22 protein-coding genes are annotated in these 22,554 nt (G+C 51.4%); 18 read left to right on the top strand and 4 right to left on the bottom strand.

Annotated elements, in window-relative coordinates; all coding sequences use genetic code 11:
* A partial coding sequence (locus BUE76_RS25210) for a radical SAM protein (RefSeq protein WP_394333543.1) occupies positions 1-592 on the bottom strand: 592 nt, incomplete at its 3' end.
* Positions 593-720: 128 nt separating this feature from the next.
* Here BUE76_RS25210 and BUE76_RS20050 point away from each other — a divergent pair.
* Entirely contained in the window at positions 721-1,440 is a 720-nt protein-coding gene (locus tag BUE76_RS20050) for an SOS response-associated peptidase (RefSeq protein WP_073044515.1), read from the top strand.
* 173 nt (positions 1,441-1,613) lie between these two features.
* On the opposite strand, the gene BUE76_RS20045 is transcribed toward BUE76_RS20050, so the two are convergent.
* Positions 1,614-2,219, bottom strand: coding sequence for a 2'-5' RNA ligase family protein (locus BUE76_RS20045; RefSeq protein WP_143157340.1), 606 nt, complete (start codon positions 2,217-2,219; stop codon positions 1,614-1,616).
* An 81-nt stretch (positions 2,220-2,300) separates the two neighbouring features.
* Here BUE76_RS20045 and BUE76_RS20040 point away from each other — a divergent pair, with 81 nt between their 5' ends.
* Complete coding sequence (locus BUE76_RS20040) at positions 2,301-2,705, top strand: LexA family protein (RefSeq protein WP_073044519.1); 405 nt, start codon at positions 2,301-2,303, stop codon at positions 2,703-2,705.
* A 131-nt stretch (positions 2,706-2,836) separates the two neighbouring features.
* Here BUE76_RS20040 and BUE76_RS20035 read toward each other — a convergent pair whose 3' ends face one another.
* Complete coding sequence (locus tag BUE76_RS20035) at positions 2,837-3,040, bottom strand: hypothetical protein (protein ID WP_073044520.1); 204 nt, start codon at positions 3,038-3,040, stop codon at positions 2,837-2,839.
* Positions 3,041-3,151: 111 nt separating this feature from the next.
* On the opposite strand from BUE76_RS20035, the gene kbl reads away from it, so the two are divergent.
* From kbl to BUE76_RS19985, 10 genes are all read left to right on the top strand, one after another.
* Positions 3,152-4,339, top strand: a complete 1,188-nt coding sequence (gene kbl / locus BUE76_RS20030) for a glycine C-acetyltransferase (protein WP_073044522.1) — start codon at positions 3,152-3,154, stop codon at positions 4,337-4,339.
* A 207-nt stretch (positions 4,340-4,546) separates the two neighbouring features.
* Positions 4,547-5,353, top strand: a complete 807-nt coding sequence (locus BUE76_RS20025) for a penicillin-binding transpeptidase domain-containing protein (protein ID WP_073044806.1) — start codon at positions 4,547-4,549, stop codon at positions 5,351-5,353.
* Positions 5,354-5,606: 253 nt separating this feature from the next.
* On the top strand, positions 5,607-6,614 hold the full coding sequence (locus tag BUE76_RS20020) for a VWA domain-containing protein (RefSeq protein ID WP_073044524.1): 1,008 nt from the start codon (positions 5,607-5,609) through the stop codon (positions 6,612-6,614).
* A complete protein-coding gene (locus BUE76_RS20015) occupies positions 6,611-7,192 on the top strand; it encodes a tetratricopeptide repeat protein (protein ID WP_073044526.1) in 582 nt (193 codons plus the stop codon). The genes BUE76_RS20020 and BUE76_RS20015 overlap by 4 nt, the downstream gene beginning before the upstream one ends.
* A gap of 417 nt (positions 7,193-7,609) precedes the next feature.
* Positions 7,610-9,712, top strand: coding sequence for a (E)-4-hydroxy-3-methylbut-2-enyl-diphosphate synthase (gene ispG / locus BUE76_RS20010; protein WP_073044528.1), 2,103 nt, complete (start codon positions 7,610-7,612; stop codon positions 9,710-9,712).
* A complete protein-coding gene (locus BUE76_RS20005) occupies positions 9,682-10,431 on the top strand; it encodes a lysoplasmalogenase (RefSeq protein WP_083596566.1) in 750 nt (249 codons plus the stop codon). Before ispG ends, BUE76_RS20005 begins: the two co-directional genes overlap by 31 nt.
* 98 nt (positions 10,432-10,529) lie before the next feature.
* Entirely contained in the window at positions 10,530-11,306 is a 777-nt protein-coding gene (locus tag BUE76_RS20000; RefSeq protein WP_073044530.1) for a hypothetical protein, read from the top strand.
* A gap of 150 nt (positions 11,307-11,456) precedes the next feature.
* A complete protein-coding gene (gene nadB, locus BUE76_RS19995) occupies positions 11,457-13,115 on the top strand; it encodes an L-aspartate oxidase (RefSeq protein ID WP_073044532.1) in 1,659 nt (552 codons plus the stop codon).
* Positions 13,116-13,158: 43 nt separating this feature from the next.
* Complete coding sequence (locus BUE76_RS19990) at positions 13,159-13,689, top strand: GNAT family N-acetyltransferase (protein ID WP_073044810.1); 531 nt, start codon at positions 13,159-13,161, stop codon at positions 13,687-13,689.
* Between the two features lie 100 nt (positions 13,690-13,789).
* The gene (locus BUE76_RS19985; RefSeq protein ID WP_073044534.1) at positions 13,790-14,698 is read left to right on the top strand and encodes a lysophospholipid acyltransferase family protein; all 909 of its coding nucleotides are present in this window, start codon (positions 13,790-13,792) and stop codon (positions 14,696-14,698) included.
* 190 nt (positions 14,699-14,888) lie between these two features.
* Here BUE76_RS19985 and BUE76_RS19980 read toward each other — a convergent pair whose 3' ends face one another.
* On the bottom strand, positions 14,889-16,106 hold the full coding sequence (locus BUE76_RS19980; protein WP_073044536.1) for an acyltransferase family protein: 1,218 nt from the start codon (positions 16,104-16,106) through the stop codon (positions 14,889-14,891).
* A 130-nt stretch (positions 16,107-16,236) separates the two neighbouring features.
* On the opposite strand from BUE76_RS19980, the gene BUE76_RS19975 reads away from it, so the two are divergent.
* From BUE76_RS19975 to BUE76_RS19950, 6 genes are all read left to right on the top strand, one after another.
* Entirely contained in the window at positions 16,237-16,812 is a 576-nt protein-coding gene (locus tag BUE76_RS19975; RefSeq protein ID WP_073044538.1) for an acyltransferase, read from the top strand.
* 149 nt (positions 16,813-16,961) lie between these two features.
* Positions 16,962-17,453 carry a UpxY family transcription antiterminator gene (locus tag BUE76_RS19970; protein ID WP_073044540.1) on the top strand — a complete coding sequence of 164 codons (492 nt, stop codon included), beginning with the start codon at positions 16,962-16,964 and terminating at the stop codon, positions 17,451-17,453.
* A gap of 85 nt (positions 17,454-17,538) precedes the next feature.
* A complete protein-coding gene (locus BUE76_RS19965; RefSeq protein ID WP_073044542.1) occupies positions 17,539-18,306 on the top strand; it encodes a polysaccharide biosynthesis/export family protein in 768 nt (255 codons plus the stop codon).
* An 89-nt stretch (positions 18,307-18,395) separates the two neighbouring features.
* Complete coding sequence (locus BUE76_RS19960; RefSeq protein ID WP_073044544.1) at positions 18,396-20,765, top strand: GumC family protein; 2,370 nt, start codon at positions 18,396-18,398, stop codon at positions 20,763-20,765.
* 59 nt (positions 20,766-20,824) lie between these two features.
* Positions 20,825-21,790, top strand: a complete 966-nt coding sequence (locus tag BUE76_RS19955) for an SDR family oxidoreductase (protein ID WP_073044546.1) — start codon at positions 20,825-20,827, stop codon at positions 21,788-21,790.
* An 80-nt stretch (positions 21,791-21,870) separates the two neighbouring features.
* The coding region (locus BUE76_RS19950) for a dTDP-glucose 4,6-dehydratase (RefSeq protein ID WP_254049537.1) at positions 21,871-22,554 on the top strand (684 nt) is incomplete at its 3' end.

The raw sequence follows: 22,554 nt of genomic DNA, 5'->3' as shown, positions 1-22,554 counted from the left end.
CCCGCCGCAGGTCCTCGTTGAGCGTTGTAAGCGATAGCATCACTGCGGCAATGCCTTTTGCGGCCATGGGCGCCAGCAAATCCATATCGCGGAGCACGCCTGCGTTTTTGGTCAGTACGCCTACGGGTTGGTTGTACGCCGCACAAATTTCAATCAGGCTTCGGGTGAGGCGGTACTTCTTTTCAGCAGGCTGGTAACAATCGGTATTGCCGCTGAGGCTGAGCGGAGCGCCCTGCCATTTGGTGTGTTCCAGGAACTTGCGCAGGAGCTTAGGCGCATTATGCTTTACCATGATTTTCGACTCAAAGTCCAGGCCGGCGCTATACCCCCAGTATTCATGTGTGTTGCGGGCATAACAGTAAATACAGCCATGTTCGCAGCCGTTGTAAGGGTTCATGCTGTATTGCATGGCTACATCGGGGCTTTCCACCTTGTTTACCAGCGAAGCGGCTTCTATTTCCAGGAACTGAGTTTTGGGTGCAGGTGTTTCCCATTCGTCAATGGCTTCTACATGCTCCCTGACGTTTTGCTGGCGCAAAAATTTATTAGCAGTATTGAACTGGGCGCCACGGCCTTTTATTGGATCGGACAAAAGATTTCGGATTTATGATTTCGGCTGCCTAAAAACAATGCAAAGTGCAAAAGCCTTTAGCATTGAAGATTCGGCACCGCTATCCTTGTATATACTTCTAACTTCGTACTTCTAACTTCTTACTTGGTATGTGTTACCATTACGCCCTCAGCAAGCAGCAGCAGGATCTCGTAAAGGCCATTGGTGCACTGGATTGGGAAATGCCCTTTGAGCCGCTTTTTCATGTCAATGGGTTTGAGTTTCCCACCATGCCGGTAATTACCCTTTCGGCGCCGCAAAAGGTGCAGGCCTACCAGTGGGGGCTGATACCGCATTGGGTGAAATCGGTAGCCGATGCGCAAAAGCTAAGGCCGCAAACCCTGAATGCAAGGGCGGAAACCATTTTCGAAAAGCCGGCTTTCCGCACCTATGCCCAGCAGAACCGCTGCCTGGTGCTGGCCGATGGATTTTTTGAATGGATGGATTTCCAAAAGCAAAAATACCCGCACTTTGTGCACCTGAAAGATGCAGGCGTGTTTGCCTTTGCGGGGTTGTACGCCCACTGGACCGACCCGGAAACCGGCGAGCTGTTCCGCACTTTCACCATTACCACTACCGATGCCAATCCATTGATGGCGCGGATTCACAATACCAAAAAGCGCATGCCGGTAATGCTCACCCAGGAGCACTGGCAGCAGTGGCTGCAACCCCAGCTTGCGAAGGATGAAATTCTGGCCCAACTCCAGCCCTGCACCGACGAGATACTGGATGGCTTTCCTATCTCCAAACGCATCACCACCCGCGGGCTCGATACCAATGTGCCCGAGGTGACGGAAAGAGTAGATTACCCTGAACTGGTGTTTGCATGAGCAGTCGGAAAAGTTAGAAAAGACCGGAAAGTCAGGAAAGACGTGGCTGATTGTTGAAATGGATGCTTAGGTGAGCTAAATCCTGTCTGGTTTATTTCTCCTTTCTAACAATTGATACACGAGCTGATAACGGTCCTGTCTTTACTGACTTTCCGGTCTTTCCCAACTTCCGGCTATGCGAACAACACCCCCTGCTGCACCATGGCACCCCTGCTGAGGAATTCCATTCTTTTGACTACCTCCCAACGGTTGTTGATGGCGCTGCGTTTGAGGAGCAGCATGGCGTCTGCCACATAGCGGCCGTTAAACTGGCGGTGCTCGCAGTCCATCCAAACGGAGATAAACTTCATGGGTTTCAGCTGGCGGGCCAATGCCAGGCGGGGTTCGGTGTAAAAATGCGGGTCGTGCTGGGGCACGTTTACCAGCCAGCGGGTGTGCTTCAGGTTTTTGGCCAGTTCGGCAAAAGGTGCCTTGTTTACCACGTTGATAAAGACAGAATGTGAGGGTTGTGCCTCAAAACCCTGTAGGGTTACCGTAAATGGCGTTTGGCCCATAGCAATTTCCTGCAGCCGGGTAACCAGCTTTTGCTCCATCTTTTCATAAGCATGGCATTGCATGAGGGTAATGCTGGGCTTTAGTTCGGTTGCGGCCGTAATGCTGTGTTTTTCAAAAAGGGTTTTCCGTAAGCCGGTGATTTTATCCTGTAACACTTCGGGCAGGGGTACAATCAGCCGGTACTCCGAGAGGCGATAGCCGGGCATATGCAAAGTGTTGCTCATATACGGGTATTGATAAAGTGGATAATCTAATTTCTTTAGTATAAAAATACTAAATAGTTTAGCATATCAAAACCACTATTTATGCAGCTACCCAACATGTTGATGCGCAATATAGATATGCCGGATATGCAGGGTGCCTGGTCGCAAACGGCACCACCTTTAATCAGGCATATCGACCTCAATGAACAACTGGTGCCCAACCAGCCCAACACTTTTTACCTGCGGGTGAATACCGATTGTATGTCAGGCGCCGGTATCAGTGCCGGTGATATGCTCATTGTTGACCGCTCCCTGACAGCGGCAAATGGAAAAGTGATCATTGCCCAGCTGGATGGCGAGTTGCTGGTGCGGTACTACGAAAAACACAGGGGCAAGCAAAGGCTGGTGCCTGCTACGGCCACCCTTGCGGCAATTGAAATAGATGCAGCCACAAATTTTGAAGTGTGGGGCGTAGTTACGTATGTAATCAGGAAAGTGGGCGGTTAGTACCGGAGAAGTAAAGTGTTGTACTGTAAGGGGTAATCACGGATTGAAGCGGCGCCGCTGAGACTTTGGATTCCGTGTTCGTACATTGAAATAATCTGTGTGGTAACAGTAGGGCCTGGCCAGGCTTTTATTTATTGGAAGCTAACGGCGCCTACCAGTTGGCGGGCCATCGATTCCCAGGGCATTTCATTGGTGCCATTGCTTACTTTGATACAGGTGTTTGCGGTAGCATTGGCTTTGATAACAGTATAACTGCCGTAAGCCGCAAAGGCAAGCAGCAGCATGGCTACTACACCAATGAGGAGGGATATATTTTGCAGCAGGTTGGGTTTCATATCAGCGGTTTTGGAATAGGACGAAAGTAGGAAGCCTGATGTTACAGGATTTGTAAAAAATAATTTTAACGCTGCTGCCGCCCGGTATATTTGCCGTTCAAATTCTACAGTATGAACGAAAACTTTGTAGCCCGCATCCGCTCCGAAGTGGAGGCGATCAAAGAGTCGGGATTGTATAAAACCGAAAGAGTAATTGCTTCGCCACAAGAAGCGGAGATCGTGGTAAATGGACAAACCGTGCTGAACTTTTGCGCCAACAACTACCTGGGTTTGTCTTCCCATCCCAAAGTAATTGAAGCGGCGCATCAGGCAATTGATTACCGTGGTTATGGCATGAGCTCGGTACGCTTTATTTGCGGAACCCAGGATATTCATAAGGAACTGGAGCAAAAGATTTCCGAGTTCCTGGGCACAGAAGATACCATCTTGTATGCCGCGGCATTTGATGCCAATGGCGGTGTGTTTGAACCCCTGCTCACCGAGGAAGACGCCATCATTTCCGACGCGCTCAACCATGCCTCCATCATCGATGGGGTGCGTTTGTGCAAGGCACAACGCTACCGCTACGAGCACAATAATATGGCCGACCTGGAAGCAAAACTCAAGGAAGCTGCCAGTGCCCGCACCCGCATGATTGTAACCGATGGTGCATTCAGTATGGATGGTACCATCGCACAGCTGGACAAGATTGTGGAACTGGCCGAAAAGTACGATGCTGCCATCATGATTGATGAATGCCACGCTTCGGGTTTTCTTGGAAAGACCGGCCGAGGCACACATGAATACCGTGGTGTGATGGGTAAGATCGATATCATCACCGGTACGCTGGGCAAGGCCCTTGGTGGCGCATCGGGTGGTTTTACTTCGGGCCGTAAAGAAGTGATTGACATGCTGCGCCAGAAAAGCCGGCCTTACCTCTTCTCCAATACCCTGGCGCCTTCCATCGTGGGTGCTTCCATTGCAGTGCTCAACATGCTGAGCGAAACCACCGAGCTGCGCGACAAGCTGGAATACAATACCAAATACTTTCGGAGTAAAATGACTGAAGCCGGCTTTGATATCAAACCCGGTGAGCATCCCATTGTGCCCATCATGTTGTACGATGCCGTGCTGGCATCCACCTTCGCCGACCGCCTGCTGAAAGAAGGCATTTATGTAATTGGATTCTTCTTCCCCGTAGTGCCCAAAGGACAGGCGCGCATCCGCGTGCAACTGAGTGCTGCCCACAACCAACAGCACCTTGATAAAGCCATTGAAGCATTTACCCGCATTGGTAAGGATTTAGGTGTGTTGAAATAAAACTTTACCTGATAGAACAATTATTGATTATTAATTATTGATTACTAGGGTGTACCTAGTAATCAATAATTAATAATTTTCTTGTTGTCATTATCGCCTAACAAGGCTGAACCACACCCAACAGGTCTCCAAAACCTGTTGGGTGTTTCTTTTTTAACCCACCCGGGTGAAAAGAACAAGCTTACTTTTGCCAAAATTTTCAGCTGCATGAAATATGTACTGGTTCTGATATCCCTTGTAATACTCTGGAGTTGTAATTCCAATAATGTTATTGAAGACAACTCGTTAAAAAGCATCTTCGATCAAAACGGCACCCAGGGCACTTTTGCCCTGCTGGACAATGGTAGCAACAAGTTTACGGTGTACAACCTCAAACGCTACCGCGATAGCGCATTTACCCCGGCATCTACTTTTAAGATTGTAAATGGCCTGATTGGTTTGCAAACTGGTGTGGTGGAAAACGATAGCATGGTCATTAAATGGGATGGGCTACAACGCCCTGCTGCCGACTGGAACCGAGACCTCAATTTTTACAATGCTTTTCGTGTTTCTGCGGTGCCTTATTTCCAGGAAGTAGCCCGCCGTATTGGAAGGGATACCATGCAGCGCTGGCTCGATACCCTGGCATATGGTTCCAAAAAGATCAAATCCCGTATCGATACTTTTTGGCTCGATGGCTCGCTTACCATCCGCCCCGACGAGCAGATGGGCCTGGTGAAAAGATTGTACTTCAACCAGCTGCCTTTTCATAAAGTAAACCAGGAGTCGGTGAAAAGAGCGATGCTGATGGAAGACCAGCCTGCCTACAAACTGAGTTATAAAACCGGTATGACCCAGGACCCCAAAACCGGCAGGCAAATGGGTTGGATCGTAGGTTATATTGAAGAAAACAGGCATCCTTTCTTTTTTGTACTCAACCTGGATGCACCGGCACAAGTTGATCTGCAAAAAGCCCGGATGGCGGTACTTAAAAGTTGCCTGGATAAACTGGGTTTTATGAAAGGAAAGAAGTAGGAGGGAAAGCTGCAGGCTTTTAGCTGCAAGTCCTGAACTGCAAGCTACAAGTAGGTTCCAAATATTTTCAATCTTCTTGATGGAATGCCTAATAGCTAATAGCTAAAAGCCAACAGCCATTCACTTGCCGCTTGCAGCTCAAAGCTTGCAGCTCCTCTATTAGCACGAATTTTGCAAAAAAGGCGTTCACTGGTTCCGGCCTCGTTCCCATAACTTGCGGGATCGTAGTTTTCCGAACCAATGAACGCCTTTCATGTTTCCATTTTCTTTTCAATACCCGCAATTGCTTTGGCTGCTGGCCGCTGTGCCGCTGCTGGTTTTGCTGTATGCGATACAGGGCTGGCGCCGCCGCAGGGCCGTACGGCAAATGGGCGATCCGAAGTTGGTGAACCAGTTGCTGGCAGGTGCATCACCCGGCCGGAAGACTTTGCAGTTTGCCCTCTATACTTTGTCCTATGCCCTGGGTGTAATAGCGGTAGCCAATCCGCGACAGCCTGAGCAGGGTACCATCGATGTACGCAAGGGCATAGATGTGGTGCTGGCCCTGGATGTCAGTAACAGTATGCTGGCGCAGGAGGGGGGCAGGAGCCGCCTGCAACTGGCCCGGCAACTGATGCAAGACCTGGTGGTTCGTATCCCAGACGATAGGGTTGGACTGGTACTTTTTGCAGGAAATGCCTATGTGCAAATGCCCTTGACCTTTGACCGGGGAGCGGCAGAATTATTTATCGCTACCGCCACACCTGCAGCCATCAAGGCGCAGGGCACTGCCATAAGTGATGCATTGCAAAAAGCCGCCAACTCTTTTGATGCTGAATCGGAGCGCTTTCAAACCATTGTACTGATTACCGATGGCGAAACCCACGATGAAGGCGCACTGGAAAAGGCGCAGGAACTGGCCGAAGCCGGCATTGTGATCAATACGGTAGGCATCGGCTCACCCACAGGCACTTCGCTGATTGATACGGCTACGGGCGCCGCCCGCCGCGATATTACCGGCAATGTCATCATCACGAAATTGAATGAAGCCTTATTGCAGCAGATTGCTGCGCTTTCCAAGGGGCAGTATCAACACCTTACCGCAGGTGCTGCTGATGTTTCCGGTGTATTGGTAAACCGCTTCCGCCAAATGGAGCAGCGGGGTATTGGCGATACGTCGCAGGTTTCGTATAAAACCCTGTATGCCTGGTTTGCCCTGCCCATGGCCCTGTTGCTGGCGCTGGCATTCTTTATTCCTACCCGAAAAAACGGCAAACTATGAAGCTGTACCAAACACTGGCTTTTCTGTTGTGGTCGGTTGCGGGCATGGCCCAGAAAGGGGAAAATGATATCAGCCGTGGAAATGAGTACTACCAGGCTGGCCAGTTTGACCTTGCGGAAAAATATTACCGCACCGCCCTGAAGAAGGATCCTGCCAGCACTACCGCGGCCTACAACCTGGCCAACGCCCTGCATGGGCAAAAGCGGTTCAAGGAAGCCATCGGTGTTTTGCAGACCATTCCGCCGCAAAAACAAAATGCCGCTTTGCAGGCCGCCATCCACTATAATACCGGTGTAAACCATACCCGGGAGCGCGACCTGGAAGCCAGCATTGCAGCCTATAAAGATGCATTGCGCTTTGCTCCTGATGATAAACAGGCCCGTGAAAACCTCCAGAAGGCCTTGCGCGAACTCAGGCAGGAACAACAACAAAAACAACAACAGCAAAACCGCAGCTCCATGAGTAAAAGCGAAGCCCAGCGCAAACTGGACCAGTTGCAGCAAAAAGAGCGGGAAATCCAGGAGCGCATGAACCGCAACCGCAGCCGCGAAGGACAGGGGATGGCGAAGGATTGGTAGTTTGGAGCTTGGAGCTTGGAGCAAATTTTCTAGGATAAGGAGGAAAGCCGCTACCCGGTTCACTGTCATGCCGAACTTGTTTCGGCATCCCCTTTCATACCTGGGTACTCCGGAGCAGGGAGGATATCCCAGCCTGTATCGAGTGAACATTTTCATTCGGTTTGTCGTGCCTGCCAGGCTTTAGCAATTTCCAATCAACCAAATGCCAGTGTGGAATAAGGAGTCTTTTCTGCCTGCTCCGCAAAGCCGCCACTTCCTTTTAGCCTTCCCTTCCGTTTTCCTGAACTAACTTTGCCCAGCATTGTTTACAAGCGCCATGTTGCTATTTGCCTATCTTGCCCTGATGTTTCGGGGAAATCAATCCGGCTTTTAGCACATTATCTAATTATCACATTAGCACATTAGCTTTTTACCCTCATGCAAGCTTACTGCGCAAGCACTACCGAATATAAGCGACTGGCCACCCGAGAGGTGCGCATCGGCGACCTGTTGATGGGCAATTTCCATCCCATCCGCATGCAAACCATGACTACTACCGATACCATGGATACATTGGCAACGGTAGAACAGTCTATCCGCTGCATTGAAGCGGGCGCCGAACTGGTGCGCATCACTGCCCCTTCCAAAAAGGAGGCGGAGAACCTGCTCCACATCAAGAACAAACTGCGTCGCCGCGGTTATACCACACCCCTGGTCGCCGATATCCACTTTACCCCCAATGCAGCCGAAATAGCGGCCCGCATCGTGGAAAAAGTACGCGTCAATCCAGGTAACTACGTTGACAAAAAGAAGTTTGAACTGATTGAATACACCGACGCCGATTATGCCGAGGAGATCGAGCGCATCTACGAGAAGTTCACCCCGCTGGTAAAGATCTGTAAAGAGTATGGCACCGCCATGCGCATTGGTACCAACCATGGTTCCCTTTCCGACCGCATCATGAGCCGCTACGGCGATACACCCATGGGGATGGTGGAAAGCGCTATGGAGTTCCTGCGTATTGCCCGTGGCGAAAATTTCCACAACATCGTGCTCAGCATGAAGGCCTCCAACCCGCAGGTGATGGTACAGGCCTACCGCCTGCTGGTACACACCATGGACCAGGAGTTTGGCGAATGCTACCCGCTGCACTTGGGTGTAACGGAAGCCGGCGATGGCGAAGACGGCCGCATCAAAAGTGCGGTGGGCATCGGCACCCTGTTGCAGGATGGTTTGGGTGATACCATCCGGGTTTCACTGACAGAAGACCCGGAGTTGGAAATTCCGGTTTGCAAGGCCCTCCTCAAGCCTTTCGAAAACCAGATTGCCAATGGTGCTAACCAGGTTCCGGTTGTTGAAAAGCTGACCTATGATCCCTTCAACTACAAACGCCGCAATTCTTTTGCGGTAAGCAATATCGGCGGCACACAAGTACCGGTAGTGGTGGCCGACCTGAGCAAGGTGGAAGCCATAACCCCCGCCCACCTGGAAAGCATTGGCTACAGCTACGATGCCGATACCGATAAGTGGGCAATTGCCGATACCGCTGCTGATTATGTATTTACAGGCCACCAGGTATTGCCTTTTGCCCTTCCGGGTACACTCAAAGTGCTGGTATTTCCTGCCACCTGGGCCGAAGTGGCGCAACAGGGAGGGGAAGCCAAATACTATCCATTGTTCCAGGACAGCGGTTTTACCCAAACCAGTATGCGCAGCCCTCTGCTCAACTTTGTAATGGTAGACTGCTACAACGATACTACTGCTGTAAACGATTATACTTTCCTCGACGCCATTGTCAATGATCCAACAGTGGTTTTATGCCTCAGTAGCGAACGCACCAACAGCATGCAGGCTGTTCGCCGCATGTTTGTGGAGTTGGACAGCCGCGGTATAAAGAACCCCGCCATCATTGTGGTGGACAGCAAGGGCGACACTGCCGACGATCACCTGATTAAATACGCCTCCGATGCCGGTGCCCTGTTGCTGGAAGGGTATGGCGATGGGGTTTGCTTTGGCATGACCAAATCTAGCTATGACCAGCTTGCTGCCAGCTATCAATTGGAGGCAACAGCCGACAGCCGACAGGCGACAGGCGAACTTCTTGTAGACGGTAGTCTGTTGTCCGTGGTCTCTGCTCCGCGCACCTACCTGCAAAACGCCGCTCCCGAGCAGTTTATCAACAACACTGCCTTCTCCATCCTGCAGGCCACGCGTACCCGCATTTCCAAAACCGAATATATCTCCTGTCCTTCCTGTGGCCGCACCCTGTTCGACCTGCAGGAAACCACTGCCCGCATCCGCGCTGTAACCAACCACCTCAAGGGCGTTAAGATCGCCATCATGGGTTGTATTGTGAACGGTCCCGGTGAAATGGCAGATGCCGACTTTGGCTATGTAGGCAGCGGTCCGGGCAAGATCACCCTGTACAAAGGCAAGGAAGTGGTAAAACGCAATGTGCCCAGTGAGGTAGCGGTAGAGGAACTCATCAACCTGCTTAAAGAAAACGAAGCATGGATAGCGCCGCTAATGGTAAAGGCCTAAATGCCGATTACCCACAGCTGCCCGAGGATGCGGGCCAACGAATCGCCCTGGTAAGCCGACGCTTTGCCGGGCTTTTCCTTTTTGTACTGGCCCTTTCCGCCGACCTGTTGCTGGTTGGTTTTGATGTGGATACTTCGTACCGGCTAGCTACCAAACCGCTGATTGTAGTAGGGTTGTTCCTGTTTTTTGCCCGCAATGCCGTTCGCCGCGGTTCGCTGCGCTGGATGTTGCCGGCCCTTGCACTGTCCTGGCTGGGCGATGTCCTTTTGCTTTTCGAAGGGCAAAACCCGTTGTTCTTTATCCTGGGGCTGTCTGCCTTCCTGCTGGCGCATGTTTGTTATTGTCTTTTTTTCCTGGGCTTGTGGAAACAGGAACGGATTCGTTTGCACCTGCCACTGGCCGCCGGCGTTGGGGTGTACTATGCAGGCTTGCTCTTGTTGTTGTGGCCTGTGCTGGGCACCCTGAAATTACCCGTTGCGGTTTATGGCGCCACCATTTCCCTGATGTTGCTGCTGGCTCTTCACTGTGGCATCATGCGCCGCCGTAATGTAGGCTTCGCCTTGTTGTTGGGTGCCTTGTTTTTCGTTATCTCCGACTCGCTTTTGGCGTTGAACCGATTTTATGCACCGCTTCCTTTTGCAGGTGTGCTCATCATGGTTACCTATGGGCTTGCCCAGTGGCAACTGGTGAAAGGTGCATTGCTGTACGGGGCCGAGTAGCGTGTTGGTGCCTTCCCCATACGCTTTTCCCAATAACGTGTGGGAAGCTTTTGGTACTCCCTTAGCCTTTCGTAGATTGTATGCTTTAACCCTTTATCATGAAAAAGATTGCTTCCTTTTTACTCCTGCTTTTGCTTTTTGTTACCGGTTGTATCGATTCGGATGAAGAGATTGCCGTAAACAGGGACGGCAGCGGCGTGTATTCGGTAAAGATGGATATGAGCGGGATGATGGATATGTTGAAGGAGCTGCAGGGTATGGCCGAAAAAGAAGCCGACTCTTCAGGTGCTAAACCGGGTGCCATGCTCCCCGACAAGCCGGTGGATACCACCATCCGTTTTTCCGATATGCCTGCATCGGCAGAGGGCGTTTCCGAGGCCGACAAAGCCCTGCTTCGAGAAGGAACCCTGCACATGGTGATGAACATGCAGGAAGGTCAATTTAAAATGGATATGCGCCTGCCTTTTAAAAGACCGGAGGACTTGGTGGCTATTCAGGGATTGATGCAACGCAACGGCGGCATCATGGGCAATATGATGAAAGGGCTGGGGCCGGATGCGCCCACCCAGGAAGGTATGCCCGACTACAACAGCATTTTTGATTTTACTTTTAAAGACGGCCTCCTGGAGCGGAAGGTAAATCCTGAGCGGCTAAAGGCTTTCCAGGAAAATTTTCAATCCGACCAGATGAAGGAAGCCTCAGCCATGTTTGGTGAGTCGTCCATCAAAACAGCCATCCGCCTGCCCCGGAAGATCAAAAAAGTGGAAGGCCCCGGAGCAAAGCCGGGTACCGATAACCAAACCGTCCTCATCAGCAGTACCCTTGGCCAGGTTCTTGAAAACCCAAATGCCCTAACTTTCCGGGTTGAATACTGAACAGCAGCGAGCGACATCATCTTTGCGTCTTTGCTCCTTTGCGCCCTTCGCGTGCAATGTTTTAGCAAATGCCGCAACATGATCCTTTGAACTTTTTCCCTGCTGATCAGTTTTTTACCCAAAACCTACCCAAGATTAAAAGGCCCAGGCATGCAGACAGATTATTTAGTGATTGGCTCCGGAATAGCAGGATTGGTATACGCGTTAAAGCTGGCACAATACAACCCCGACAGAAAGGTTACCATCATCACCAAGGCCTCGGCCGATGAAACCAATACCAAGTACGCACAAGGCGGCGTGGCCGTGGTAAACGATACAGAAAAGGATTCTTTCGATAAACATATTGAAGACACCCTCATCGCCGGTGATGGGCTGTGCAACGAGAAGATCGTTGAAATTGTGGTAAAAGAAGGGCCTGCCCGGGTTCAGGAAATCATCGACTGGGGCACCCAGTTCGACCGCGACAAGGAAGGTGATTACAAACTGGGCAAAGAGGGCGGCCACTCGGAGTACCGCATTTTGCACTACAAGGACATCACCGGCTGGGAAATAGAACGTGCGCTGCTGGAAGCAATAGAGCAGGCGCCCAATATCGAGGTGATCAAGCATTGCTTTGTGGTGGACATTATTACACAGCACCACCTGGGCTACCTGGTTACCAAAAGCACCCCCAATATCTGCTGTTACGGTGTGTATGTGCTCAATGCCCAAAGCAACCGCATTGAAAAGATCTTAGCCCGCAATACCCTGCTGGCAACCGGCGGCAACGGGCAGGTGTACCGCACTACTACCAATCCCTATATCGCTACCGGCGATGGCATTGCCATGGTATACCGCGCCAAGGGCCGTATTGAAAATATGGAGTTCATCCAGTTTCACCCCACGGCCCTCTACGAAGCCGGCAAGCGTGGCCAGGCCTTCCTCATCACCGAGGCGGTGCGGGGCGATGGCGGTATCCTCCGCAACGTGGACGGAGAAGCTTTTATGGAGCGCTACGACCCGCGCCGCGACCTGGCACCCCGTGATATCGTTGCCCGCGCTATCGACAGCGAAATGAAGCGCACCGGTACCGAGCATGTATGGCTCGACTGCCGTCATATGCCGCTGGAGCAGTTCAAGGAGCATTTTCCCAATATTTACGAGAAATGCCTGTCCATAGGCATTGATGTAGCCATTCATATGATACCGGTAGCACCGGCGGCACACTACAGCTGTGGCGGCATCAAAACCGACGAATGGGGGCGCACCTCCATCCGCAACCTGTATGCCTGTGGCGAATGCGCTTCCACGGGCCTGCATGGCGCCAACCGACTTGCTTCCAATTCGCTGCTGGAGGCCATGGTTTTTGCCCATCGTTGTTTTGAATCGGTAATGAACAGCCAGGCCGCCCTGCTTTCGGAAACCGCCGTACAGCCGCTGGATAGCTGCCCCGACATTTTTGCCGGTGGCGCCCAGCCTGCCAGCATTGTACCCGACTGGAATGCAGAAGGCACCAGCGAGCCGCAGGAGATGATCCTTATTACCCAAAGCCTGAAAGAGCTGCAGCAGGTAATGAGCGACTACGTGGGAATTGTTCGCAACGACGTGCGCCTGGAGCGGGCCATGAAGCGCATCGACCTCCTGTTTGAAGAAACCGAGCAACTCTACCAAAGCACCCGCGTGTCGCCGCAATTGCTGGAGCTGCGCAATATGATTTCGGTAGGTTACCTGATCATCAAGGGCGCCTCTTTCCGCAAGGAAAGCAGGGGCCTGCACTTCAATACCGATTATCCCGAGAAGGCCGACCTGGTGCAAAATATTGTGTTGTAGTGACCGGCTTGTTTTACCACAGTAATTGTTTATCCAGCACCTGATGATTGGCGTTATACACACGTCCCGGCTTTTGCTGCGTCCCTTTTCCATTGCGGACGCAGACTTTATTTGCAAATTGCTCAACACGCCGGGTTGGCTCAACTTTATCGGCGACAAGGGTGTACGCTGTGCAGCCGATGCCATAGCTTATTTGGAAAACGGGCCTTTAGCACATTACCGGAAGCATGGTTTTGGGTTGCTGATGGTAACCCGTCGGGATGATGACCTTGCTTTGGGCATGTGTGGTATCATCAAGCGTAGCGAATTGCCACATCCCGACCTTGGGTTTGCTTTCCTGCCGCAACATGAAGGGTACGGCTATGCTTTTGAAGCGGCACAGCACATGGTGCTGGAGGCACCTGCCTTATATGGACTAACGGAGTTGCTGGCCATTGTGATGCCCGAAAACAAGCGCTCCATCAACCTGTTGCAAAAGCTTGGGTTCAGCTGGCAGGGAAGCATCCGCATGAACCAGGATGCGCAGCCCCTGCACCAGTACCGCAAAAGCCTTGTCCCCCAAACTGCATTGTAGCCCTACCTTTGCAGCGCCTTTACGGTCCGGAACTGTAGCCCTGCACTTTTATTCTAGTCAACAGGTTCGGGTCTTTTGCTGGCGAAAAATTAGGATCCGAATGTATTATGTGGTTTACGGCTTCTTGTACCTGCTTTCCCTGCTGCCTTTGCGGGTGCTGCACCTACTGAGTGATTTTTTCTATGTGATCATTTACCACCTGGCGGGCTATCGCAAAAAGGTGGTGCTGCAAAACCTGGCCATTGCTTTTCCTCAAAAAACCGAAGCGGAACGCAAGGCCATTGCCGGTCGCTTTTACCGCAACTTCTGCGATACGTTTATCGAAATGATCAAGCTGCTGTCGGCAAGCAACGGTTTTATCAACCGCCATTTTGTGTTTGATAAAAAGGTGTTTGACGAACTGTACGCCAAAGGCAAACGCTGCCAGATTCATTTGGGACACAATTTCAACTGGGAGGTCGGCAACCTGGCCGTGGCCCTGAATATTCCGCATACTTTTTTGGGTGTATATGCGCCTTTGGGCAATAAAGTATTCGACCGGTTAATCCGCAAACTTCGCTCCCGCACCGGTTCGGTGCTGTTGCCTGCTACCGAAATGCGCACCGCCCTGATGCCCTGGCGCAACCAGTTGTATGCGCTTGGCCTTATTGCCGATCAAAATCCCAGCAATCCCTCCAAAGCTTTTTGGGTGCCTTTTTTTGGCAAGCCCACGGCTTTCTTTTCGGGCCCGGAGAATGGTGCCCGCCTGGCAGATATTCCTGTTGTGTTCTGCTATTTCACCAAGGTAAAGCGGGGGTATTACAAGGGTGATTTCTTCCTTGCAGAAGAGCACCCCGCAGCCCTGCCCAAAGGCGTACTTACTTACCGTTATATCCAGTTTCTGGAACGGGTAATCTCCGAAAGTCCCGACATGTGGCTGTGGAGCCACCGCCGCTGGAAACACGAGTGGCGTCCCGAATACGGCATGGTGGGTGAAAACGGTTTGGTAAAGGAAAGGGTTAAGGGTTAGGAGTTTGGGGTTTCTTGTTTGGGTTTTTAGTTTTTGGTGAAGGAATTCAGGTTCCAAGAGTGAAACAGGTTAGAAAAGCGGCAATTAATTTTTGGCTAACTCTTTAGATCAGCATAATGGCGTTTAGAGACCTTTTCAATCAAGTTTTAAATAAGAACAAAACATCAAAAACAAGAAACCGAAAACTTGCTTAAACCCTTACATAAATCCTCCGCTTATCCATCCAGTAGCCCACCGCCCACAGCAGTCCCACAAAACATAAAGCAAACACCAGCGAGCCGATTTCCGGTATGCCTGGAATATTAGCGCATACATGGTCATAAAACCAGCTCCAGGGATTGGTGTACTGTGCTGAGCCGGATACGTCGGTTCCATCAGGTATCCGGATCACAGAAAGCGTTTTTGGGATAAGTCCGCTAAGGGCATAAATAAAGAGCGGGTTTTTGCCAAACACATCAAAGAACCGGCTCCAGCCACCAGTGGCTTTCCTGATTTCGATAAAATAAACCAGTGTGGCCAGTACGGCAATCGCAAGCCCCGTGGTGGCGCACACATAGGAGCTGGTCCATATCTTCTTGTTGATGGGAAAGGAAAGGTTCCAGGCATAAGCTGTAAACAGGAGGGCCGTGGCTGATAGCAGGAGCACGGCAATAGTTTGGTACAAATGCTGGCTGCTTTCCGTTTTGGCACCCGCTTCCTGCAGGTACAGGTTGCGGCGGCGCAGGTAGTCGCCCACCAGGTAGCCAAAAATCACCTGCACAATGGCGGGCAGGGTGCTCACCAACCCCTCGGGGTCGAAGGCCACCCCTTCGCCGCGGTACAGGTGCGGCTCACCCAGTATGGCTTTATCGATGGCGGTGCCAAACCAACCTTCCAGGCTGTATGGATCGGCGGGGTTGCCGGCAATACAAAATGCCCAGTACAGCAGTAAAATGATAAGCCCTGCCAGGAAGGCGCCTCTTGCCTTGAAATAGTACACCAGTATGGAACCAAAGAAATAACAGAGCGCAATCCGTTGCAGTACACCCAGTATGCGCACCCCGCCGGTGGTGCCATCGCCCTTGGTCCAGGTCCAGCCTTTTGCCACCAGCGCTCCTTCCACCCAGTGCACAAAAGGATACCAGTTGAGCAGCAGCCCAATGCCAAAAATGAGGGCAGTGCGTTTTGCCACCTTGCGCCAGAAGGCCGCAGGGCCGGCTACTTCCAGCCTGGGCATCACAAATGCCATGGCATTGCCAACGGCAAATAAAAAGAAGGGAAACACCAGGTCGGTGGGGGTAAGGCCATGCCATTTGGCATGGCCCAGCGGGCTAAATATATGGGCCCAGGAGCCTGGGCTGTTTACCAGGATCATAAAGGCAACAGTGGCTCCGCGAAATACATCCAGTGAATAGTAACGGGCTTTCAAGGTGGTCGATTTGTTGGTTCGGCAATGGGCTAAAATCGTTAAGGTAAGCATTAATTGCCCTGTTTGTTCATGGGTGCACTACCGGGCTTTATTGAACATGATCCCTTAACTTGGCCTGTTTTACTACCCGATGGAACAGTTCCAGGCACATCCTACCGCAGTAATTGACCCCGGCGCCGAAATAGGCGCAGGTACGCAGATCTGGCATTTTTGTCACCTGATGACCGGTTGCCGCATTGGCGAGGGATGCAACCTGGGACAGAATGTATTTGTAGACCGCCAGGTGGTGGTGGGCAATAGGGTAAAGGTGCAAAACAATGTTTCGCTTTACCAGGGTGTATTGCTGGAAGACGAGGTGTTTGTTGGGCCTTCAGTGGTGTTTACCAATGTGATCAATCCCCGCAGTTTTATTGAACGCAAGCAGGAGTTCCGGCAAACCGTAGTAGAGCGTGGCGCCACCATTGGTGCCAATGCAACCATTGTGTGCGGGGTGCGCATCGGGGCTTATGCTTTTGTGGGTGCAGGTTCGGTGGTGACGAAAAGTGTAAAGCCCTATGCATTGGTAAGGGGAAATCCTGCCCGCCATGTAGGTTGGGTGGGCCGCGGGGGCAACCCGCTTTTGTTTAACGACTTAGGGCTGGCTGCCTGCTCTCTCACCGGAGAGCAGTACCGTATAGACGGGGGAGATGTATTCCTTGTAGGATAAATTCTATAGTTAAGTAGTTCATAATCTGTATTTTTTACGCATTTGTTACTCCCAATGCATGCACTATATTTGCAATCACCAAAGGGCTTTTTGCTGCTTACTTATCCGGTTTTTGTAACCGAGGTGGCGAAGCCTTGAAAAAAAATGTTATGACCGCTAAGTGGTTAGCCATATACACCAAACCCCGTTGGGAAAAGAAGGTCGCCAGCCTGCTTACCCAAAAAGGCATTGAAAATTATTGCCCGTTGAACAAGGTGCGCCGCAAATGGAGCGACCGGATGAAACTGGTGGAAGAACCCCTGTTTAAGTCCTACGTTTTTGTGCGGGTAACCGACGAAGACCGCACCGCCGTGCGCATGACCGATGGGGTGATCAACTTTGTGTATTGGGATGGCAAACCCGCCATTATCAAGGACAAGGAGATCGTTGTCATCCGCCAGTTTTTGAACGAACACGAAAATGTGTCGCTGGTAAAAGTGGATCTCCAGCCCGGTCAGCAGGTGCGCATCACTGCAGGTCCCCTGATGGACCTGGAAGGCCGTGTACTGGAATTGAAAAACAAAGTAGCCAAAGTGCTGATTGAAAGCATGGGCTATATGCTGGTAGCCGATATCGAGAAGAATAAGCTTGCTTCCAAATAAATAAGGTTGGGGCTGGTGTGATACAAACCCTGCCCCGACCTAATCTTTACCCTGCCCAACCCTAATCCGTTACCCAACCAAGTCAATGCGCCTGACCGCGTACGCAATACTTATTGCCTTTACTTTCCTGGTTGCCTGCACTGTGCCGCAACGTGCCATCCAAAACTACGTGGTGGACCTGCAGGACACTTCCATGGGGGTGGCTCATTACCTCGCCGAGCCCCGGATCCAGAAAAACGATCTGCTCAATATCCGTATCTATAGTGCAGCCCTCGATCCAAAAGTGGATGAGCTCTACAACCTGCACCCGGGCAATTTCGCCCAAAACAATTCCCAACAAGGCTACCTGGTAGACCAGTCCGGCAATATCGAGCTGCCCCGCATCGGGCTGCTGCATGCCGAAGGTTTATCCAAAACAGAACTGGCTGGTCAAATCAAACAAAAGCTGGCCGGAGAACTGCAGGACCCTTCCGTCATTATCCGTTTTACCAACTTTCGTGTTATTGTGATGGGAGAAGTTGCTGCTCCCGGCGTAAAGACCATACAGGAGGAAAACCTTACCGTGCTGGAGGCCATTGCCATGGCTGGCGATATAACTTCTGTTGGTAAGAAAGCTGCCGTTAAAGTGCTGCGCGAGCAGGGCGGTCAGCGCAGGCTGGGCGTAATTGACCTGACCAGTTCCAGGATGTTTGCATCGCCTTACTACCAGTTGCAGCAAAACGATGTAGTGCTGGTGGAAGCTACCCCTTACAAAACCCGCAGCGCCGAGCAGCAACGCATTACCCAGCAGATCGGTTTTGCACTCACCGTCCTTACCAGCATTGCACTGGTGTATAACATCTTCGTAAAGTAGGTAATTGCTTATCTGGAATAAATAGGAGCAGTCTGTTGCATTCAGGCAGGGTAAGTGCCATAACTAAAAACTAACAACCCTTTTTTTCCTTGCAGGATCCATTTGCACCTGATAAAACTGCTGCGGGCAGTCTGGATATACGGGAGTTGTTCTTTCGTTATATCCGTTATCTGCCCCTGTTTATTCTTTCGGTAGCTTTAGCGCTGATGGGTGCTTACCTCTATTTGCGGTATGCCACACCGGTTTTCCAGTCAACCAGCGCCCTGTTTGTAAAAGGCAGCAGTAGCGAAGATGAAGGTGCGGCAAATGATCGTTTTTCCCAGCTTTTTGTGCTTGATCATTCCATCAATATTCAAAGTGAAATAGAACTGATCAAGTCGAAGCCGCTGATGCAAAAAGTGGTGGATAACCTTGGGCTCAATTTCCAGTACTACTCCAAAGGTAAAATCGACGATGTGCACCACTATGGTGATCTGCCTTTCAGGGTGGAAACGCTGATGCTTAAGGACGCCGCACAGCCTTTTGCTCTTGATATTTCTTTTATTGAAAATGAAAGCTTTTTAGTGGCTGGCGACACGTGCCGGCATGTATTCAATCAGCCTTTTGCAACCCCACAGGGTCGCTTTAAGCTGGTGCCAACCCAAAAGGGTGGTTTGAGCGAAGCTTACCGGGCCGAGTGGTGGCCTTCTTCGATGCTGGCCGGTGAACTGGCCAGCCAGCTGGTGGTAGCACCCAAGGGGGGCACGGGTATCCTCAACCTGGTATTGGAAACTACCCATCCGCAACTGTCGGCCGATGTGCTCAACCAGCTGATGCATGCATACCAGGTAACCACCATTGAGGATAAGAATGAAACCAAGCGACAGACCATAGCTTTTGTAAACGACCGTTTGCAGGTCGTTTCCCGCGAGCTGGATAGCCTTACCGCTTTGCTGTTGGCCTATCAAAAGCAAACCAACCTCCTGGACCCAGGCAGTCAGTCGGCTGCCTACCTGGCCCGCATGGATGCCATTGATGAACAAGCCCGCACCCAGAACGCGCAAGTGGCCATTGCCAAAATAATAACGGCATACCTGAGCGATGGCCGGAACAATTTTACCGTTGTGCCCTCAACGTTGGGGCTTGCCGATGGAACCCTCAATACCCTTATTTCGGCATATAATCTTGCCCAACTGGAACACAAAGGCTTGCTGGATAGCAAGGTGCCCGTGGGCAATGCCCGGGTGCAACAGTTGGAAAAAAGCATTGAGCAACTGCGTTTAAATATATTGGAAGCCTTGCGCAACCTGGTAGTTGCCATCCGTGATAGCGGCAACCGCATGAATCGTGAAAAAAGAGCCGTTGCAGGCCGTGCCCAGCAGTTGCCGGTACAGGAGCAAAACCTGCTGGAACTGAAAAGGCAGCTGGAAATGAAGCAGTCGGTTTATAAAATCCTGATGGAAAAAAGAGAAGAGTCGGCTATATCGCTGGCAGCTACTATTTCCAATATCAAGGTGGTGGAAGCTGCTGCTCCCGTGCCCTTGCCGGTAAGGCCTGAAAAGGGCAATGCCAAGCTGCTGGCCATTTTTATAGGCCTGGCCCTACCTGCAGGGTTCATTTTTGTAAAAGAACTGCTCAACGATAAGATCAACAGTCGCGCCGACCTGGAAAAGCTTACTTCCGTACCCATCCTCGCCGAAGTAGGGCATACCTATGCAGAGGAAATGCTGGTAGCCCGCCCCGGCAACCGGAGCATGGTGGCCGAGCAGTTTCGCACCCTGCGCTCCAACCTGCAATATGTGGTGCCGGCGAAGCCTTGCCCGGTGATCCTGGTTACTTCTACCAGCAGCGGGGAGGGGAAGTCCTTTGTTTCGGCCAATCTGGGGGCTGTGCTGGCCATGGCAGGGAAAAAAACCATAGTGCTGGAACTGGATATACGTAAGCCCAACGTGTTGCAAAAGGTGGGGCTAAGCCGTAAGCCGGGACTTACCAACTGGCTGGTGGGCAAGGTAGCCATGGAAGATCTGCCGGTGCAGGTGGCAGGATACGAAAACCTGGATGTGCTGCCCTGTGGTGCCGTGCCGCCCAATCCTTCCGAGTTGTTGCTGCATCCGCAATTGGATACCCTGTTTCAATGGCTGCGCAGCCGCTACGATGCTATTGTAATTGATACCGCACCGGTGGGCATTGTAAGCGATGCCCTCAACCTGGCCCGGTTTGCCGATGCCACCCTGTATATCACGCGTCAGGGGCATACGTTCAAAAGGCAGGTGAAGCTGATTGCAGATTTTGCCGTGCATCAAAAGCTCCCGGCTCTTTCGGTAGTGCTCAACGATGTACAGCTGGATGCAGCCTTTGGCTACTACGGCTATGGCCGTTATGGTTATGCTTACGGCGGTGGGGCGGGTTATTTCGATCCGGAGCAGCCCGGGGGTGGCGGCAATAAAAAGCGGAACTTCTTACAAAAAGAAAAAACATAACCTGTTTGTTTGTACCGTGCTGGCAGGGTTTTGGGCAATCTTTTAGTTTTTAAAATACCATGAAAATATTACTCACAGGCGGTGCGGGTTTTATTGGATCACACCTGGCGCATGCGCTTATTGAAAGACCTGATGTGGCGCTGGTGCAGGTGCTGGACAATTTAAGTACCGGCAGCAGGGATAATATCGCTGACCTGGAAGGGGATCCTCGTTTTCGCTTTGTGGAAGGGGATATCCGGGATTGGGATACCTGCCGGTCAGCTTGCACCGGTATGGACCTGGTTTGCCACCAAGCTGGCTTGGGTTCGGTGCCAAGGTCCATCAAGGACCCGCTTACCAGCAACGAGGTTAACATCGGGGGCACCTTGCAAATATTTGAAGCCGCCCGCCAGGCTGGTATCCGCAGGGTGGTGTATGCATCCTCATCATCGGTGTTTGGCGACCATCCTGCCCTGCCTAAGGTTGAAGAGCAAACCGGGAGTCCCCTAACTCCATATGCCGTTACAAAACTGGTGGCTGAATTGTATGCCGGTGTTTTTGCGTTGAATTATGGTATGGAGTTTATCGGCTTGCGCTATTTTAATGTGTTTGGCCCCCGGCAAAATCCTGATGGGCCTTATGCAGCCGTGGTGCCCCGTTTTGTGGATGCCGTGCTGAGCAACGAACCACCCCTGATTAATGGCGATGGGCTCTACAGCCGCGATTTTACTTTTGTAGGCAATGCTGTTGAAGCCAACCTGCTGGCACTAACCACTACCAACCCGGAGGCTTTAAACCAGGTATATAATATTGGCGTAGGGCAGCGTGCCTGCCTCAACGATCTATTGGAAACCATCAAGGAGCTGGCAGGCAGTGATTTGGTGCCGCAATATGGTCCTGTCCGCCCCGGCGATGTGGCCCATAGCTTAGCGGATATTGGCAAAGCCGGGCGCCTCCTGGGTTACCGGCCCACGGTCAATTTGCGTGAAGGGTTGAAAATCACTCTTGAATGGTACCGAAGGCATCACCGTTTCGGTTATGCCTGATATGTAGTATAAGTTTAGGGCCGCTTGTTAGCCTTCTAAAAAGCTAACCCTTACTTTTGCTACAACCTTTATAGTAAACAATGACCATCATCATCACTGGCGGAGCAGGTTTTATTGGCTCTCATGTAGTCCGGTTATTTGTAAATAAATACCCCGATTACCGGATCATCAACCTCGACGCACTCACCTATGCAGGCAACCTCGAAAACCTGCGCGATATTGAAACCAAGGACAACTACATCTTCGAAAAGGTAAACCTGCTGGATACCGCCGACCTGGAGCGGGTGTTCAGCCAGTATAGCCCCGACGGGGTGATACACCTTGCTGCAGAATCGCATGTGGACCGCTCTATAGTGTCCCCCATGGATTTTGTGTACACCAATGTGGTGGGCACCGTCAACCTGCTGAATGCTGCGAAGACCGCATGGGCTGGTAACTTTGAAGGCAAGCGTTTTTACCATGTAAGCACCGATGAAGTGTATGGCGCATTGGGCGACACGGGCCTTTTTACCGAAACCACACCTTACGATCCCAATTCACCCTACTCGGCTTCCAAAGCTGCTTCCGACCATTTTGTGCGGGCTTATGGAGAAACCTACCACATGCCCGTGGTAGTTACCAACTGCTCCAACAACTATGGTCCCAACCATTTCCCCGAGAAGCTGATCCCGCTTTTTATTAACAACATCATTACCAAAAAGCCTTTGCCCGTTTATGGCGATGGCCTTTATACCCGCGACTGGTTGTTTGTAAAAGACCACGCT

This window comes from Cnuella takakiae, assembly GCF_001953305.1.
GTDB lineage: Bacteria > Bacteroidota > Bacteroidia > Chitinophagales > Chitinophagaceae > Flavisolibacter > Flavisolibacter takakiae.
The sequence above is the reverse complement of the archived record's forward strand: the minus strand, read 5'-3'. Positions and strand labels throughout refer to the sequence as shown.